Source organism: Arthrobacter sp. THG-b23 (assembly GCF_059091265.1).
Genome location: NZ_JBNHGM010000002.1, coordinates 47,972 through 63,580 on the forward strand (window position 1 = coordinate 47,972; position 15,609 = coordinate 63,580).

The window sequence follows — 15,609 nt, forward strand, 5'->3', positions numbered from 1 at the left end:
AGTGTCAGCAGGCACAGGAGGCACGGCTGTCGTCCGGCCGGCTCAGCCGATGAGGCAACCCCCGTGTTTCCGGGCCCGCCGCGCCGCCCGCCGCCGGCCCCGCACGTCAGGCGAAGCCGAAGACCGGCGGGAAGACCACGACGACGACGACGGCCCAGGCCCCATAGACCGGCAGGTACCCCGTCTGCCAGCGCTCAAGCGCTGCGAAGGGGCGCCGCCCGCGCAGGAACCCGATGGTAAGCCACGCTGCCCACACGAGGTGCACCAACAGCAGCAGGTTCAGGCCGAGCGCGGCGACCTTGTTGGGGCTGGTACCGAATTCGGCGATCCGGGTCAGCATCGCCGTCAGCATGACCGCGTCGACCGCGACCGCGGCAGCGACGAGGACCAATTGCAGGCCGTCGAACAGGCCCGGCGGCGCCAGCGCCTCGCGGGCGGAGATCGCGTACAGCAGCAGGGCCAGGACGAGCACGAGGATCGCGTTCATGAGGATGAGCAGCCCCCGGTCGACGTCCACGAGGCCGCCGGCCGCCGTGAGCACCGCCAGCAGCGCCAGCAGCATCACGATGGTCAGGGGCGTGAAGACGCGGGTGAGCACCGGGGCGATGTTCTCGACCACGTTCTGCTTGGCCTCGACCAGCCAGGCTGCTACGACCAGCGCACCCGGAACGGCGAACGGCAGTATCCAGGCCTCCATCGCCGGCTCGAAGTCGACACCCACAGCCTGCAGCGCCCCGAAAGTGAGCCCAATCAGCACAGCCCCGCCGAGGGCCAGCAGCGTGAAGTAGATCGCGAGTTCCCCGGTGAACCGGACAAAGTCCATGCGACGGTTGTGGTCCCGCCACCTGCCGCCAACGTACGCCACGCCCGCCAGCAGCCACAGTACGACCGGGGCGTGCAGCACGGCGAGCACCTCGGTGGAACCGGCGACCGCGAACGGATAGGCATTGAGGAGCACCGCCAGCGCGGCAAATGGGACGAGCAGCGCCGCCACCATGGACACCGCCAATCTGCGTTTCCAGGCAAAATACGCGGCAAGGAACGGGAAGACGAGGAGGCCCAGGTTTCGCGCCAGGACCGCGTCGTCGAGCCACACGGTGCCTGCCTTGACGGCCACCCCTGCCCCAACGGCGAGCGCGAGGACCACAGCAAGCTCCCGCCACGGCGGCGCTGCGGTGTCGGAGTCCTGCGGGACGAGCACCAGTTGCTTCCACAACCGGTCGGAGTGCTCGCGGGCAAACTCGCGCGAGACCGCATCCAGGTTGCCCAGGCGCTTGATCGCGACGAGGAAAGCCTCCTCGTCGTCCAGCCCTGAGGCCTGCCGGTCGGCGATTTGTCCGCGCAGGTGGTCCTCCAGTTCATCGAGGTCCGCGGGTGAGATCGCCTGGCGCCGCCGGACGTACCCGCGCCACCGGTCTATCTGTGCTTCCAACTCGGCATGGGGTTCCATCAGGCCCACCCTTCGACCGGGGCGGCGGGCGGCGGCACCGCCTGCCACACCCGCCGCAGCGTCTCGGCGACAACCGTCCACTGTTGCTGCCGCTCGGCGAGCACCTCGCGGCCTTGGTCCGTGATCGCGTAGTGTTTGCGCCGCCGCCCGGCCTCCGAGAGACCCCACGAGGACGACACATACCCGAACCGCTCGAGTCGGTGCAGCAGCGGATAGAGCATGCCGTCCGTCCACTCCAGCCCCCCGTCGGACAGTTCGCTCACGCGTTTGCTGATGGCGTAGCCGTACAGTTCGCCCTCCGACAATATCCCCAGCACCAGCGGGGTGGCCGAAGCGGCGACCAGGTCCTTATCAATGCGCACCGGGCCTCCTCATACCTAGATCTGCAAGGTATAACCCTAGCAGTTCTAGGTATCAGGTGCTTGTCCGCGGAGCCGGCGGGAAGCTCAGGCCTTGAGGGCCAGGACGAAGGGCAGGACCGCTTCTGCCCCGGCCAGGCGGAGAGCGCGTCCGGCCACGGTGAGGGTCCAGCGGCTGTCGGCGACGTCGTCGACCAGCAGCACGGGGCCGCGGTTCTCCGCCAACCAGGCTTCCCCGCCCTCCGGGACCTGGAACTGGTCCCACACGTCGGCCAGCCGGAAGGCGCTGTTGCCGCCGGGACCACTGCGGGGTCCGCCGTGCGGGACAGCGAGCTCGCCCAGGTACGGCAGCCTGCCGATCTCGGACAGCCCGCGGGCCAGCGACTGTACCAGCAGCGGCCTGCTGCGCGAGGGAACGCTGACGATGCCGACCGGGCGCTGCGCCCAACCCCATTGCGCCAGGACCTGGACGCAGGCCTGCAACATGGCAGGATCCACTTCGCGGTCCGGCGCCCCGTCCGAGAAGACTTCGCGCAGCTTTCCGCCCCAGCCCAGGTCCGTCAGGCGCGCCAGGGCCCGGCCGCTGCCATTGATCTCAGCCGGCGAAATCTTTCCCTTGACCGGCACGCCCAGTTTGTTCATGCCGCTGGGCCACATGGCCCGTGGCTCCAGTTCGACGCCGGCACGCTGCAGGGCCGCGCCCGCGCTTTCGGTGGCCTCGGCCGCGATGATGTCCGAGTACCACGGTCCGGCGCAGTTGTCGCAGCGCCCGCAGGGCGCCGCGGCGGGATCATCCAGGGCCTTGGCCAGGAATTCCATCCGGCAGCCGGAGGTGTTCTCGTAGTCCAGCATGGCGTTCTGCTCGGCCACCCGGGCATGCGAAATGCGCCCGTAGCGCTCGGCGTCGTAGCTCCAGGGCTGGCCCGTTCCCTCCCAGCCGCCGCTGACCTTGCGCACCGCGCCGTCCACGGACAGGACCTTCAGCAAGAGTTCCAGCGGGGACCGTTTCAGGTTCACCAGTGTCTCCAGCGCCGCCGTGGACAGCACCGTCCCCGGGGCGGCGAGCTCCCGCAGCACGGCCGTGGCCGTCCCCTCGTTGGGCATCGACGCCGTGGCAAAGTACTCCCAGATGTCCCGGTCTTCGGTACCCGGCAGGAGCAGTACGTCAGCGTTCGGAGTTCCGCGGCCCGCGCGCCCCACCTGCTGGTAGTAGGCGACCGGGGAACTCGGCGCACCCAGGTGCACCACAAAGCCCAGGTCCGGCTTGTCGAAGCCCATGCCGAGGGCGCTGGTGGCCACCAGCGCCTTGACCCGGTTCTCCTTCAGCGCCGCCTCCGCCTGTTCCCGCTCGGCCGGGTCGGTGCGACCGGTGTAGGCGACCACTTCGTGGCCGGCCTCCCGAAGCAGCCGGGCAGTGTCCTCGGCGGCGGAAACCGTGAGGGCGTAGATGATTCCGCTGCCGGGCAGGTCGTCCAGGTGCGTGAGCAGCCATCCGAGCCGGGCGCGCGGGCTGGCCAGGCGGAGCACTCCCAACCGCAGGGAGGCACGGGCGAGCGGCCCCCTGATGGTGAGCACTCCGCCGTCGTGCCCGCTGGCAGACTGCACGCCGAGTTGCTCCTCGATGTCGTGGACCACGCGGGAATTGGCGGTGGCCGTGGTGGCCAGCACCGGGACCCGGTCGGGCAGCTGGGCGATCAGGTCCCGGATCCGCCGGTAGTCCGGGCGGAAATCGTGGCCCCAGTCGGAAATGCAGTGCGCCTCGTCGACCACCAGCAGGCCCGAGCTTTGCACCAGCTGCGGAAGCTGTTCGTCGCGGAAGCGCGGATTGTTCAGCCGCTCGGGCGAGACCAACAGCACGTCCACCGTGTTGGCGGCCAGCTGCTCCTGGACCTGGCCCCATTCCAGCTGGTTCGCCGAGTTGATCGCCGCGGCCCGCACACCCGCGCGTTCGGCCGCCGCCACCTGGTCCCGCATGAGCGCGAGCAGCGGCGAGACGATCAGGGTGGGGCCGGCGCCGCGGCGGCGCAGCAGCAGGCTCGCCACGAAGTACACCGCCGACTTTCCCCAACCGGTACGCTGCACCACCAGCGCCCGGCGGCCGCCGGAGACCAGCGCCTCGACCGCCTCGAACTGGCCCTCGTGGAACTCGGCTGTGTCATTGCCCACCAGGGCACGAAGCAACGCGGTGGCCTCCCCGCGCAGCCCGCCGTCGTCCTGCCCCGGCCCCGCCGTTCCCGTCGTCGCCGCGTCCATTGTCCCGTCGATCAGCTCAGCCATGCTGCCCAGTATTGCAGCCGCTGCCGACAACCTGGCCCTTTTCCACAGCGGCCCCTTATAAGCTGGTGAAGTGAGCAGCATAGATCTCGGCCTGTCCTTCAAGGCCTACGACGTCCGCGGGATCGTGGGCGAAACCATTACGGCGGCGACCGTCGAGGCGACCGGTGCCGCGTTCGTGGACGTGTTGTCCCTGGCCGGGCAGACCGTGCTGGTGGGCGGAGACATGCGTCCGTCCTCGCCGGAGTTCGCCGCCGCGTTCGCCCACGGTGCGGCCGGCCGCGGGGCCAATATCCGCATGCTGGGGCTGATCTCCACCGACGAGCTCTACTACGCCTGCGGATCCCTGGACGCCGCAGGGGTGGTGTTCACCGCCAGCCACAACCCCGCGCAGTACAACGGCCTGAAGATGGCCAAGCCCGGGGCGGTTCCGGTCTCCTCCGATACCGGCATGTTCGACATCCGCGACCTGGCGCAGAAGTACCTCGAGACCGGCATCCCCGACGGCACCGAACCCGGGACCATCAGCGAAACCAACGTGCTGGCCGGTTACGCCTCCTACCTGCGCTCCCTGGTGGACCTGGCCGGCATCCGTCCGCTGAAGGTAGTGGTGGACGCCGGGAACGGCATGGCCGGCATGACCACCCCCGCCGTGCTGGGCGACACCCTGCTGCCGGCGCTGCCGCTGAAGATCGTGCCGCTGTATTTCGAGCTGGACGGAACCTTCCCCAACCATCCGGCCAACCCCTTGGAACCGGAAAACCTGGTGGACCTGCAGGCCGCGGTCATCGAGCACGGGGCGGACATCGGCCTGGCCTTCGACGGCGACGCCGACCGGTGCTTCGTGATCGATGACACCGGGGCGGCGGTCTCCCCCTCGGCGATCACGGCGCTGGTCGCCCGGCGGGAAATCGCCCGCGCCCGCGCCGCCGGCGAAGAAAGCCCGGCGGTGATCCACAACCTGATCACCTCCCGCGCGGTGCCTGAAACCATCACCGCCGCCGGCGGACGCTCGGTGCGCACCAGGGTGGGGCACTCGTTCATCAAGGCGCACATGGCCGAGGAGAAGGCCGTGTTCGGCGGCGAACACTCCGCGCACTACTACTTCCGCGACTTCTACAACGCCGACACCGGCATGCTCGCCGCCATGCACGTGCTCGCCGCCCTCGGCGAGCAGGAGTCGCCGCTGTCCGCTCTGGCCGCCGAATACGACCCGTACCATGCAACCGGCGAACTGAACTCCCAGGTCGAAGACAAGGACGCCGCCATCGCCCGCGTGCTGGCCGACTTCGCCCCCGCCCTCGCGTCCAACCCCGCCGCGGCCGGAACCGACACCACCGCCGACAGCTGCCCGGCCGCCTACGCGGGCACCGTGGTAGGCGTGGACCGGCTCGACGGCACCACCGTGATCGCCGACGACGGCTCCTGGTGGTTCAACCTGCGCCCCTCCAACACCGAACCCTTCCTGCGGCTGAACGCCGAAGCCACCAACCCCGGCCTCCTCGACACCCTCCGCGGCCACGTCCTGGCCCGCGTCCGGGAAGCAGCATGAGTGCCTCCTGGCGGGACGGGATCCCCGCGGAGATACTGTCCGATATCGACACCCTGTTCGGAACGGGGCTCGGGGTGGCGCAGGAACAGTTGACCGAGCATGGGGCGTTCCTGCCCGCGGCCCTGGTCACCACGCACGACGGCGGTCTGCGGCTCGTGGTCGTCTCCCCCGATGACCTGGACGCCGAGGCCGCCGAGGTCAACGTGGACGGCATGATTGAGGACCTGTACGCCACCCTGCGCAAGGATCGCGCCGATTTCCGGGCCATCGCCGTCATCAGCGACATCTTCTTGCCCGAAGAGGACGCCGACGCGATCCAGATTGCCGTGGAGCACTCGGCCGGCATCGCAGTCTCGGCCATCCAGCCCTACCATCACGACGACGACGGCACCTGGAGCTACCCGGACCCCTTCGTGGACCCGCAGGAACGCCTCGTGTGGCCCGATCAGGAACCCGACGACGGAGCCGAGCCGCCCCGGGACTGACCGGCCGGACCGTTCCCGGCGCACCGTGGCCAATTCCGGTCCGGGCAGGCCACTAAAATAGGCAGCATGCGTATCAATGCCTTCTCCGACGTGTGCCTGCGTGCACTGATGCTGCTTTCGGCGGCGCCGGAAGGCGAATTGATGACCACACAAGCCATCGCCGATGGCGTGGGCACCCCCTACAACCACGTCAGCAAGGCGGTGCTGAAGCTGCGCTCGCTCGGACTGGTCGAGGCGGTGCGCGGTCGCTCCGGCGGCATCCGGATCAGCCCTGCCGGACGGCTGGCGACGGTGGGCGGACTGCTGCGGACCCTCGACGGGCGGGAGGACCTGGTGGATTGCGAGTCGCCCAGCGGGGATTGCCCGATGAACAACAACTGTGCGTTGCGTGGAGCGCTGCGCCGGGCCCGCGAGGCCTTTTACCGCGAACTGGATCCCCTCGTCGTGTCTGCGATGCCGCACCAGTCGCAGATGGAGCCCGTCTTTCTGGCGTTGCTCACGCGCCGCCCGGCGTGATGCACGCCGGGCCACGCCACCTTTGACTACCGCGGCGGCCGGTGATCTCCGGGAACCGCCGGCCGGTGTTCAGGTGGAGTGGCCCGCCCGCCGGCCCGCCCTTGTCCCGGGTCGCCTCAGCCGGTTTGGCGTCCGGAGAGCTTGTCGCGCAACCGGTCCACCATGCCGACGCCGGGTCCCACGGTCTTGTGGAACAGCTCGGAGTGCGGGGCGCTGGGATGGGGCCTGGTCGGCGCGACCTTCTTGGCGCTCTGGACCTTTTGACCCAGATCGACGAGCTTGTCCTGGGGAATGTGTGCGCGCAGCTTCGGGAACTGATCCGTTTCTTCGTCGTTCGCGTGGTGGCGCAGCTGTCCTGCCAGTTCCCTGACCAGCTCCATGAAGGTCGGATCGGAAGAGTCGACGTCCTCCATCCGCTTCATGAGCCGGACGATCTCGTCGTGCTCCTTCTTGTCGTGCTCAACCTCTTCCTTGCCGTTCGGCACGTGTTCTTCAATCACGGGGTAGACAAGCATCTCTTCGGCGACGGCGTGGCGCATAACCTCGGCAATGACGGTATCGGCCAGGTCCCGGCGCTGGCCGGGGTCGGCGGTCTGCTCGATCTGGCTGAGCAGTTCGATCATTTCGCGGTGATCGGTCGTGAGGATATCGATGACATCCCCGCCCTGAGTATCGGCCATGGAACGCCCTCCTTTGGGTCGTTGCTCCTGAGCGTGCGTGGGAGGCCTCAACATACCAATGAGCGGCACCCGAATCCACGATCCGAAGCGCTTTCGGGGTTCGGGAGCGCGAAATCGAGGCCGCCGGTCTAGACCGGATGCCGACCGGGCCATGCGGGGCCGAAGATTGGCCGTTAAGCGGATGGGGCCCCCGCGCAGCTGCGCGGGGGCCTCATGTCGGGAGCCTGTGGTGGCGTCCCTCCTTCAGTCAATCAGGCGAAGCGAACCTGGAGCTGCTTGAGTTCGGCATCCAGTTCCTCGGGCAGGGAATCGCCGAACTGTGCGTACCAGTCCTCGATGCCCTTGAGCTCTTCCTTCCACTCCTCCGGATCCACCTTGACGGCTTCTTCCACCTGCTCTCGGGTCATGTCCAACCCGGTCAGGTCGATCGAATCGCCGGTCGGGATGTAACCGATCGGGGTTTCCGTGGCGTCCGCGGTGCCCTCGATGCGTTCGATGGCCCACTTGAGCACGCGGGAGTTCTCCCCGAAGCCGGGCCAAGCGAAGCCGCCGTCGGCAGTGCGGCGGAACCAGTTGACCAGGAAAACCTTGGGCAGGCGGTTCGGGTTGGCCTTGCCCTCGATGGTGCCCCAGTGCTTGAGGTAGTCGCCGGCGTTGTAGCCGATGAACGGAAGCATGGCCATCGGGTCGCGGCGGACCACACCGACGGCGCCGGAGGCTGCCGCGGTGGTCTCGGACGACAGGGTGGAGCCCATGAAGATGCCGTTGGTCCAGGAGCGGGCCTGGGTAGCCAGCGGGATGGTGGTCTTGCGGCGGCCGCCGAAGAGGATCGCGTGGATCTCCACACCGTCCGGGCTGTAGTACTCCTGGGCCAGCATGTCGATCTGCGAGATCGGCGTGCAGAAGCGGGAGTTCGGGTGGGCCGCCGGCCGGCCGGACCCCGGCGTCCAGTCGTTGCCCTCCCAATCGATCAGGTGATCCGGCACTTCGTCGGTCATGCCCTCCCACCAGACGCCGCCGTCGTCGGTCAGGGCCACGTTGGTGAAGATGGAGTTGCCCTTGGCGATGGCGCGCATGGCGTTGGGGTTGGTGCTCCAGCCGGTGCCCGGTGCGACGCCGAACAGGCCGTACTCCGGGTTCACGCCGCGCAGTTCACCCTCCTTGCCGATGCGCATCCAGTTGATGTCGTCGCCGAGGGTTTCGGCCTTCCAACCGTCGATGGTCGGATCCAGCAGCGCCAGGTTGGTCTTGCCGCAGGCCGAGGGGAAGGCGGCCGCAATGTTGTACGCCTTGCCCTGCGGGCTGGTGAGCTTGAGGATCAGCATGTGCTCGGCCAGCCAGCCTTCGTCGCGGGCGATGACCGAGGCGATGCGCAGGGCGTAGCACTTCTTGCCCAGCAGCGCGTTGCCGCCGTAGCCCGAGCCGTAGGACCAAATGGACCGCTCTTCGGGGAAGTGCACGATCCACTTCTCCTCGTTGCACGGCCAGACCACGTCGGCCTCACCGGGCTCCAGCGGGGCGCCAAGGGAATGCAGCGCCGGGACGAAGAAGGCGTCCTCGGCCTCCATCTTGCGCAGCACGTCGGTGCCGATCCGGGCCATGATGCGCATGGAGGCGACCACGTAGGCCGAGTCGGTGATTTCCACGCCGTACTGCGGCTGCTCCGCGTCCAGGGGCCCCATGACAAAGGGGATCACGTACATGGTGCGTCCGCGCATGCTGCCGGCGAAGCGCTCCGTGAGGATCGACTTCATCTCGGCGGGGTCCATCCAGTTGTTGGTGAACCCTGCGTCTGCCTCCTTCTCGGAGCAGATGAACGTCCGCTCTTCGACCCGGGCGACGTCCTTCGGGTCGGAGAAGCCGACGAAAGAGTTCGGGAACAGCTCCGGGTTCAGCCGCTTAAGCGTGCCGGCCTCGACCAGCTGGTCGGTCAGGCGCGCGTACTCCTCTTCGGAGCCGTCCACCCAATACACGGAGTCGGGCTGCGTCAGCTCTGAAACTTCGGCAACCCAGGCCAGAAGCTTTGCGTGTGTAGTTGGGGCATCCATAAGTGTTTCCTCAAGAACCGGCTGACGCGTGATATCGCCCATGACTCATCCCTTTCCTGGGCCAGTGGTGTTTCTAGATGCTATGGGTCGATGGCTAGACCAGCTGGCTGCCGAAAAAGCGGATTTACCCGGGCCGGATAGGATCGGCCCGGAATTCCGGGCTTTTTCTACGTGTCAAGGCCCACAGGTGTGATTAAGGTCATATAGACCGGTCTAGTTCATGTGTCCTTTGATGGGTCCGTCACACCGACTTCGCAAGCCCGGCAGGCCGTCCTCAAGGATGAGGCCCGACCTCCATGAGCCGGGATGCGCGGGATTCCGGGGCCGAAGCGGGCGGGGCTCCCTCGATTTGGCGACTGTCCGGCAAACACGCTACAGTTGTATCCGGCCGCGAGGCCAAGCGCCCATAGCTCAGCTGGATAGAGCGTCTGTCTACGGAACAGAAGGCCGGGGGTTCGAATCCCTCTGGGCGCACCAACGAAATGCAGTCCGGTCACCGACCGGGCTGCATTTTTCTTTGCCGCCAATGTGCCGAGGCCCGCCGGTTTCCCGGCCCGGACGTCTCTTTGCGCCTCCTGTCACACCCGCTGCTTCCGCAGTGTCGCCGAGCGGGCACCCGGTTACCGTCTACACTCAGCTGGAACGCGATGTGCTCGGTTACGCGGAGGCCATGACCGCAACCCCGCCCGCCGTCGCGGATGACCTTGGGGATAGGCTGAAGCAGCATCTGGACCCGGCCCAGCTGGCGGAGCTGACCTATCTGGTTGCGGTGGAAAACCTGCGGTCAAGGGTTAACGCCGCGTTGGGCCCGGCCAGCCAGGGCTTCACGGGAACCTGCAGCGTAGGAGGTTTGAGATGACGACGACCCAGGCAAACCTGGCCGTGTTCCAGCAGCACCGCGGGCTCCTCTTCGGGGCTGCGTACCGCCTCCTGGGCAGTGCCGCCGACGCCGAGGACGTCCTGCAGGAGGCGTGGCTGCGGTTCTCCGACGTGCCGCCGGACCACGTCCGGGAGCCGCGCGCCTTTCTCCTGCGGACGGTGACCAATCTGGCGCTGAACCAGATCCGCGCCCAGCAACGCCGCCGCGAGAATTACGTCGGGCCGTGGTTGCCCGAGCCGGTCAGCTCCCTGCCGGGTGCCCCGACTCCTCCGGCGCCGGACGACGCCGCCGTGCTGGCCGACGATGTCTCGCTGGCCATGCTGGTGGTCCTGGAGCAGCTCTCCCCCTTGGAACGTGCGGCCTACATCCTGGGCGAGGTCTTCGGCTACCCGGCACCGGAGATCGCCCGGACGCTGGGCCGCTCGCCCGCGGCGGTACGGCAACTGATGTCGCGCGCCCGTGACCACGTCGCCAGCCGGCAGGCCCGGAACCAGGTGGATCCGGCTCTGCACCGGCGGATCACCGAACAGTTCCTGCACGCGGCCAAGACCGGGGCCATCGAGCCGCTGCTGGGCCTGCTGGCTCCCGACGTCGTACTGACCAGCGACGGCGGCGGCCAGAAGTCCGCGGCGCTGCGGCCCATCTTCGGGGTCGAGAAGGTGCTGCGCTTCCTGCTCGGCATCACCAGCAAGCCGGACGCCCCCTTCCAGCTGCACGTCGCCGACGTCAACGGCCTGCCCGGGTTGGTGGCCGTGGACGCGGACGGCGCGGTGGACACGGTCGCGGGCTTCCGGATCGATGAGGGCTTGGTCCGGGAAATCTTCCTCATCCGGAACCCGGACAAGCTTGGCCGCATCAGCATCTAGCTGTACTGACCTCGTGGCGGTCATCACTGCCGGCCGAACCAGCGGGCATGAGACGGTTGAAACAGGCATCCGCGCGGTCGTGTGTGTGCCTGTTATGAGTTGGTCCCGGATTTAGGAGGAGTACCCATGAAGGTCACCGCCGCCGTCGTGCGCGAGACGGGCGCACCGCTTTCAGTTGAAGAGCTGGAGCTCGCCGAGCTTCGGCCCGATGAGGTGAGGGTCCGCATGGTCGCCACCGGTATCTGTCACACGGATTCGACCGCCCGCGATGGGGCTTATCCCCTCCAGTGGCCGGCGGTGCTCGGTCACGAGGGCGCCGGTGTCGTGGACGGTGTGGGAACCGCGGTGACGAGCGTCGCGGTCGGTGACCACGTGGTGATGGCGCCGGCATCGTGCGGTACGTGCAAGCAGTGCCGCCGCGGGGAGATGGCGTACTGCGAGCACTACATCGCCATCAATCTCAGTGGCCGCCGCACCGCGCTCTCGGCCGAGGGGGAATCCGTGGCCTCGCACTTTTTCGGCCAGTCGTCCTTCGCGTCCTATGCGAACGTGCTGGAGCGCTGCGTGGTCAAGGTGGATCCCGAGGTTCCGCTGGAGATGCTCGCCCCGCTGGGCTGCGGGCTGCAGACCGGGGCCGGGGCCGTGCTCAACGATCTGCGGCCGGAGGCGGCGACATCGCTGGCGGTGATCGGTGCGGGCGCGGTCGGCTCGGCCGCGATCATGGCCGCCAAGATCGCCGGCTGCACTACGGTGGTCGCGGTGGATTTGCACGACAACCGCCTGGAGACGGCGCTTGAACTCGGCGCGACCCACACCATCAACTCCGCCAAGACGGACATGGGCGAGGAACTGAACCGCATCACCGGCGGGGAGGGCGTGGATTACATCGTCGACACCACCTCCGTGCCCGCGGTGCTCAACCAGGCTGCCCGGGCGCTGGCGTTCCGCGGCACGCTGGTGGCCGTGGGCAACACGACCTTCGGCACCGAGGCGCCGTTCGAGATCGGCGAGTCCCAGGTCAAGGGATGGACGTTCAAAATGAACGTCCAGGGCAGCTCGGTGTACCAGGTCTTCATTCCGCGCCTGATCGAGTTGTGGAAGCAGGGACGGTTCCCCTACGACAAGCTGGTCAAGACCTACTCCTTTGCCGACATCAACCAGGGATTCGAGGACTCGGCCAACGGTTCCACGATCAAACCGATCCTTCTCTTCTGACCGGCGGAGTCCGCGCCCGGGCAGGCGTGGCCGTGGCCGGTCCGGGCCGCTGAACTTTGGGCCAGGGCCCACCGCCCGGGCACGCGCTGGATGTGCGTCAGCGCAGCACCACGAAATCGGTGACCGCGGCGTCGCGCCCGTCCAGCTCCGCCCAGCTCTTGCCGTGCTGGAGCACGGTCAGGCCTGACGTCGGATAGTGCGTGGCCATGTCCACCACGGCCTCCTCGTCGGAATCCACCGACGCCAACCGCATCGCCAGGTCCTGCACCGCCGGCATGTGGGCCACCACCAGCAGGGACGTGATGGTGTCGGGCAGCTGGTTGATTTCGGACAGGACCCGCACGGCCGGCGCGTCGTAGAGTTCGTCGGACAGCATGGGCGTCGGCGCCTTCTCCCCCAGCTCGCTGCACACCCAGGTGCAGGTCTGGCGGGTGCGCAGTGCCGACGAGCACAGGATGAAGTCCGGGATGCAATCGTGCTCCACCATCCACCGTCCGATCTGCGGCGCCTCGTCGTGGCCGCGCTGGGCCAACGGGCGCTCGTGGTCCTCGACGCCCAGCGGCCACGCGGCCTTGGCGTGGCGCATGATCATCAGCTTCTTCAGGTGGTGGTCGTTCACACCACGAGTGTAGTGCGGGCCCTTGCCTCCGCCTCCTCGCGGTGCAAGGCTCGGGACATGGCAGAGCGGACGCTGGAAGCGGATGTCGTGGTACTCGGGGCAGGGGCGGTCGGTGAGAACGTGGCGGAGCGGACCACCCGCGGCGGGCTCAAGACCATCCTGGTGGAATCGGCGCTGGTCGGCGGCGAGTGTTCCTACTGGGCGTGCATGCCCTCCAAGGCGCTGCTGCGTCCCGGCACGGCCCTGCAGGCCGCACGCAGCGTCAAGGGCGCGGCCCAGGCGGTGACCGGCGGCCTGGCGGCGGAGGCGGTGCTGGCCCGCCGGGATTCGTTCACCTCCGGCTGGGACGACGCCTCGCAGGTGGAGTGGGTCAAGGGCGCCGGCATCGAATTGGTCCGCGGCACCGCCCGGCTCAGCGGTCCGCGCGAAGTGACCACGGACGACGGCGGGACCGAGACCCGCATTACCGCACGGCACGCCGTCGTGCTGGCCACCGGTTCCGCGCCGAACGTTCCGCCGCTCGACGGGCTGGACGGCGTCGACTACTGGGGAACCCGCGAAGCCACCTCGGCCCGGGAGGTCCCGGAGAGCCTGCTGGTGCTGGGCGGCGGTGTCTCCGGCTGCGAGCTCGCGCAGGCGTACGCCCGGTTGGGCACCGAGGTAACCTTGGTGGCACGCGGGGACCTGCTGACGAACGTCCCCGAACCCGCACGGCGGCTGGTGGAGGCCGGGCTGCGCCGCGATGGCGTGCGGATCCGGCTTAACACGCCGGCGGCACGGGTGGATGCGCACGACGGCGGCGTCACCCTCACCCTGTCCGCTGCGGGTGCCGACGGGGAGACGGGTGCGGCTGACACCGTCACGGGTGCCAAGCTGCTGGTCTCCACCGGACGACGGCCGGCCCTGTCTGGACTTGGCCTGGAGGAGCTGGGACAGGATCCGAAGCGGCTGGAGGTGGACGCCAGCGGGCGCGTCGTCGGAGTTGACGGGGGCTGGTTGTACGCGGTGGGCGACGCGGCCGGCAAGGCCTTGCTGACGCACCAAGGTAAATACCAGGCGCGGGCCACCGGGGATGCCATAGCCGCCCGGGCAGCCGGCGAGCTGGACGGCGACCCGGAACCGTGGAGCCGCTTTGCCAGCACTGCCGACGAGGCGGCGGTTCCCTCGGTGATATTCACCGATCCGGAGGTCGCCGTCGTCGGCCTATCCGAAGGCCAGGCCAAGGATCGCGGGCTCAATGTGTCCGCCACCGAGCTGCCGATCGCCGTCGCCGGATCGTCCCTGTATGCCGACGGCTACCAGGGCTGGGCCCAGATGGTGGTGGACGAGGACCGCAAGGTCGTCGTCGGCACGACGTTCACCGGGCCCGGCGTCAGCGAATTGCTGCACTCGGCGACCATCGCCGTCGTAGGCCAGGTCCCGCTGGACCGCCTCTGGCACGCAGTGCCCTCCTACCCCACCATCAGCGAAGTCTGGCTCCGCCTGCTCGAAGAATACGGGCTCTAGCGGAGGCAGCGCAGGCAGGCAGAACCTAGATGGAGTACTCCGGCGCGGCCCACACCACTACTTCCGGGTGCTCGTAGAACCGGTAGCCCTGGCCGCGTACGGTGCGCACCGTGTTGGCCAGGCGGCCCAGCTTGGAGCGGAGCCGGCGGATGTGCACGTCGATGGTGCGTTCGTTCGGAACTTCCTCGGCGTTCTTCCACAGCCCGGAGAGCAGCTCTTCACGGCCGACGGTGCGGGTGGCGTTCTCCACGAGGTAGTTGAGCAGCTCGAATTCCTTGAACGTCAGGTTCAGGGTGTCCCCGTCCAGGTGCACCTCGCGGCGGGAAAGATCGATCAGGACGCCGCTGGGGCGGTTGGCGTGCGAGGCCGGCTGCGGCTGCCGCTGGATCTCCACGGCCGGGGTCCGCGGACGGCGGCTGACGGTCGGATCGCCCAAGGCCTGGCGCACCACGTCAATGTTTTCGCCCGGGGCCTCGGCCGGAGCCAGGGCCACGGCCCCGTGGGTCTGGGCGTCCGGAGCCAGCGACTGCACGTAGGCGCGCACCTGGGAAGCCAGTTTGCTCAGCGTGGTTCCCTGGGCGGCGGCGGCCTCCTCGTCCAAGCCCACATAGAGAACAAACCCGCGGGCAACAGTGTCATTCGACACCGCCTGCGGGCCTGGAATTCCATTGGGGGTGACCACGGGGGTCGGGGCAGTGGTCGGGTTGGAGGCAGCGGCGTCGAACTGGCCGGGAACAGCGCGCAACACGCGGTAGGCCTGCTGGTCCCCCGGGTAAGCCGGCTGCCCGGCGAACTGCGGGTGCTGTCCGGCTGCCTGCCGCTGGGCGGCGGCCGCCCGGTTCTGGGCGTTGCGGACGGAGATGTGGACGTATCCGGATGAAACTGACATTAGAACCTCATGTGTGAAAATGGCCGTCATCGCGGCGCGAATGCATGGGTGTGCCCGCACGGGATGTTTCTGGTGCCCGCCATTGGACAGATGAATTGCCTGAATAACTCGAGGGGTGGTGAGTTAGGCCTGCATTCGGCAACAGTCCGCCAGTCCGCCGGGATACGTCCCGTAACTGAAGGCTGCGGCTGCAGATGCTGTTGCGTTGTTGTTCACAACCATGAGTTTGCTCGTAACAAAGCTTACGTGCAAGTAATATAAGCCTGCTTG

The 15,609-nt window shown here is 68.2% G+C and carries 14 protein-coding genes and 1 tRNA gene; 8 read left to right on the top strand and 7 right to left on the bottom strand.

What is annotated here, in order from left to right; translation table 11 throughout:
* Nucleotides 1-106: 106 nt before the first annotated feature.
* The 3 genes from AC5RVD_RS03955 to AC5RVD_RS03965 form a co-directional block, all read right to left on the bottom strand.
* Nucleotides 107-1,450, bottom strand: coding sequence for a permease prefix domain 1-containing protein (locus AC5RVD_RS03955; protein ID WP_494126080.1), 1,344 nt, complete (start codon nt 1,448-1,450; stop codon nt 107-109).
* Nucleotides 1,450-1,812 (bottom strand): PadR family transcriptional regulator, encoded by a 363-nt coding sequence (locus tag AC5RVD_RS03960; protein WP_494126081.1) that lies wholly within the window; start codon nt 1,810-1,812, stop codon nt 1,450-1,452. The genes AC5RVD_RS03955 and AC5RVD_RS03960 overlap by 1 nt, the downstream gene beginning before the upstream one ends.
* 84 nt (nt 1,813-1,896) lie before the next feature.
* On the bottom strand, nt 1,897-4,086 hold the full coding sequence (locus tag AC5RVD_RS03965) for a RecQ family ATP-dependent DNA helicase (protein ID WP_494126082.1): 2,190 nt from the start codon (nt 4,084-4,086) through the stop codon (nt 1,897-1,899).
* A 70-nt stretch (nt 4,087-4,156) separates the two neighbouring features.
* Here AC5RVD_RS03965 and AC5RVD_RS03970 point away from each other — a divergent pair, with 70 nt between their 5' ends.
* The 3 genes from AC5RVD_RS03970 to AC5RVD_RS03980 all read left to right on the top strand — a co-directional run bounded on the left by AC5RVD_RS03970 (nt 4,157) and on the right by AC5RVD_RS03980 (nt 6,636).
* Complete coding sequence (locus AC5RVD_RS03970; RefSeq protein ID WP_494126083.1) at nt 4,157-5,635, top strand: phosphohexomutase domain-containing protein; 1,479 nt, start codon at nt 4,157-4,159, stop codon at nt 5,633-5,635.
* Nucleotides 5,632-6,120, top strand: a complete 489-nt coding sequence (locus AC5RVD_RS03975; RefSeq protein ID WP_494126084.1) for a hypothetical protein — start codon at nt 5,632-5,634, stop codon at nt 6,118-6,120. The genes AC5RVD_RS03970 and AC5RVD_RS03975 overlap by 4 nt, the downstream gene beginning before the upstream one ends.
* 66 nt (nt 6,121-6,186) lie before the next feature.
* Nucleotides 6,187-6,636, top strand: coding sequence for an RrF2 family transcriptional regulator (locus tag AC5RVD_RS03980; RefSeq protein WP_494111891.1), 450 nt, complete (start codon nt 6,187-6,189; stop codon nt 6,634-6,636).
* A gap of 116 nt (nt 6,637-6,752) precedes the next feature.
* Here AC5RVD_RS03980 and AC5RVD_RS03985 read toward each other — a convergent pair whose 3' ends face one another.
* Both AC5RVD_RS03985 and AC5RVD_RS03990 read right to left on the bottom strand, forming a co-directional pair.
* The gene (locus AC5RVD_RS03985) at nt 6,753-7,316 is read right to left on the bottom strand and encodes a hemerythrin domain-containing protein (protein ID WP_494111890.1); all 564 of its coding nucleotides are present in this window, start codon (nt 7,314-7,316) and stop codon (nt 6,753-6,755) included.
* 251 nt (nt 7,317-7,567) lie between these two features.
* Complete coding sequence (locus AC5RVD_RS03990; RefSeq protein WP_494126085.1) at nt 7,568-9,406, bottom strand: phosphoenolpyruvate carboxykinase (GTP); 1,839 nt, start codon at nt 9,404-9,406, stop codon at nt 7,568-7,570.
* Between the two features lie 358 nt (nt 9,407-9,764).
* Between AC5RVD_RS03990 and AC5RVD_RS03995 the strand changes: the two genes are divergently transcribed.
* The 4 genes from AC5RVD_RS03995 to AC5RVD_RS04010 all read left to right on the top strand — a co-directional run bounded on the left by AC5RVD_RS03995 (nt 9,765) and on the right by AC5RVD_RS04010 (nt 12,325).
* Nucleotides 9,765-9,841 (top strand) — tRNA-Arg (locus tag AC5RVD_RS03995).
* Between the two features lie 193 nt (nt 9,842-10,034).
* Entirely contained in the window at nt 10,035-10,223 is a 189-nt protein-coding gene (locus AC5RVD_RS04000; protein WP_494126086.1) for a carboxymuconolactone decarboxylase family protein, read from the top strand.
* Nucleotides 10,220-11,110, top strand: a complete 891-nt coding sequence (sigJ, locus tag AC5RVD_RS04005; protein WP_494126087.1) for an RNA polymerase sigma factor SigJ — start codon at nt 10,220-10,222, stop codon at nt 11,108-11,110. The genes AC5RVD_RS04000 and sigJ overlap by 4 nt, the downstream gene beginning before the upstream one ends.
* 126 nt (nt 11,111-11,236) lie before the next feature.
* Complete coding sequence (locus tag AC5RVD_RS04010) at nt 11,237-12,325, top strand: NAD(P)-dependent alcohol dehydrogenase (RefSeq protein ID WP_494126088.1); 1,089 nt, start codon at nt 11,237-11,239, stop codon at nt 12,323-12,325.
* A gap of 97 nt (nt 12,326-12,422) precedes the next feature.
* Here the strand turns inward: AC5RVD_RS04010 and AC5RVD_RS04015 are convergent, their stop codons facing one another.
* On the bottom strand, nt 12,423-12,944 hold the full coding sequence (locus AC5RVD_RS04015) for a SixA phosphatase family protein (RefSeq protein WP_494126089.1): 522 nt from the start codon (nt 12,942-12,944) through the stop codon (nt 12,423-12,425).
* Between the two features lie 57 nt (nt 12,945-13,001).
* Between AC5RVD_RS04015 and AC5RVD_RS04020 the strand changes: the two genes are divergently transcribed.
* Nucleotides 13,002-14,450 (top strand): dihydrolipoyl dehydrogenase family protein, encoded by a 1,449-nt coding sequence (locus AC5RVD_RS04020; RefSeq protein WP_494126090.1) that lies wholly within the window; start codon nt 13,002-13,004, stop codon nt 14,448-14,450.
* A gap of 25 nt (nt 14,451-14,475) precedes the next feature.
* On the opposite strand, the gene AC5RVD_RS04025 is transcribed toward AC5RVD_RS04020, so the two are convergent.
* Complete coding sequence (locus AC5RVD_RS04025; RefSeq protein WP_494126091.1) at nt 14,476-15,339, bottom strand: winged helix-turn-helix domain-containing protein; 864 nt, start codon at nt 15,337-15,339, stop codon at nt 14,476-14,478.
* Between the last annotated feature and the right edge of the window lie 270 nt (nt 15,340-15,609).

Excerpts from the sequence above, each read along its gene's own strand:
- sigJ (WP_494126087.1), top strand. The coding sequence starts at position 10,220 with ATGACGACGACCCAGGCAAACCTGGCCGTGTTCCAGCAGCACCGCGGG.
- AC5RVD_RS04020 (WP_494126090.1), top strand. The coding sequence starts at position 13,002 with ATGGCAGAGCGGACGCTGGAAGCGGATGTCGTGGTACTCGGGGCAGGG.
- AC5RVD_RS04000 (WP_494126086.1), top strand. The coding sequence starts at position 10,035 with ATGACCGCAACCCCGCCCGCCGTCGCGGATGACCTTGGGGATAGGCTG.
- AC5RVD_RS03990 (WP_494126085.1), bottom strand. The coding sequence starts at position 9,406 with ATGGGCGATATCACGCGTCAGCCGGTTCTTGAGGAAACACTTATGGAT.
- AC5RVD_RS04010 (WP_494126088.1), top strand. The coding sequence starts at position 11,237 with ATGAAGGTCACCGCCGCCGTCGTGCGCGAGACGGGCGCACCGCTTTCA.
- AC5RVD_RS03980 (WP_494111891.1), top strand. The coding sequence starts at position 6,187 with ATGCGTATCAATGCCTTCTCCGACGTGTGCCTGCGTGCACTGATGCTG.
- AC5RVD_RS03965 (WP_494126082.1), bottom strand. The coding sequence starts at position 4,086 with ATGGCTGAGCTGATCGACGGGACAATGGACGCGGCGACGACGGGAACG.
- AC5RVD_RS03975 (WP_494126084.1), top strand. The coding sequence starts at position 5,632 with ATGAGTGCCTCCTGGCGGGACGGGATCCCCGCGGAGATACTGTCCGAT.
- AC5RVD_RS03985 (WP_494111890.1), bottom strand. The coding sequence starts at position 7,316 with ATGGCCGATACTCAGGGCGGGGATGTCATCGATATCCTCACGACCGAT.
- AC5RVD_RS04025 (WP_494126091.1), bottom strand. The coding sequence starts at position 15,339 with ATGTCAGTTTCATCCGGATACGTCCACATCTCCGTCCGCAACGCCCAG.
- AC5RVD_RS03955 (WP_494126080.1), bottom strand. The coding sequence starts at position 1,450 with ATGGAACCCCATGCCGAGTTGGAAGCACAGATAGACCGGTGGCGCGGG.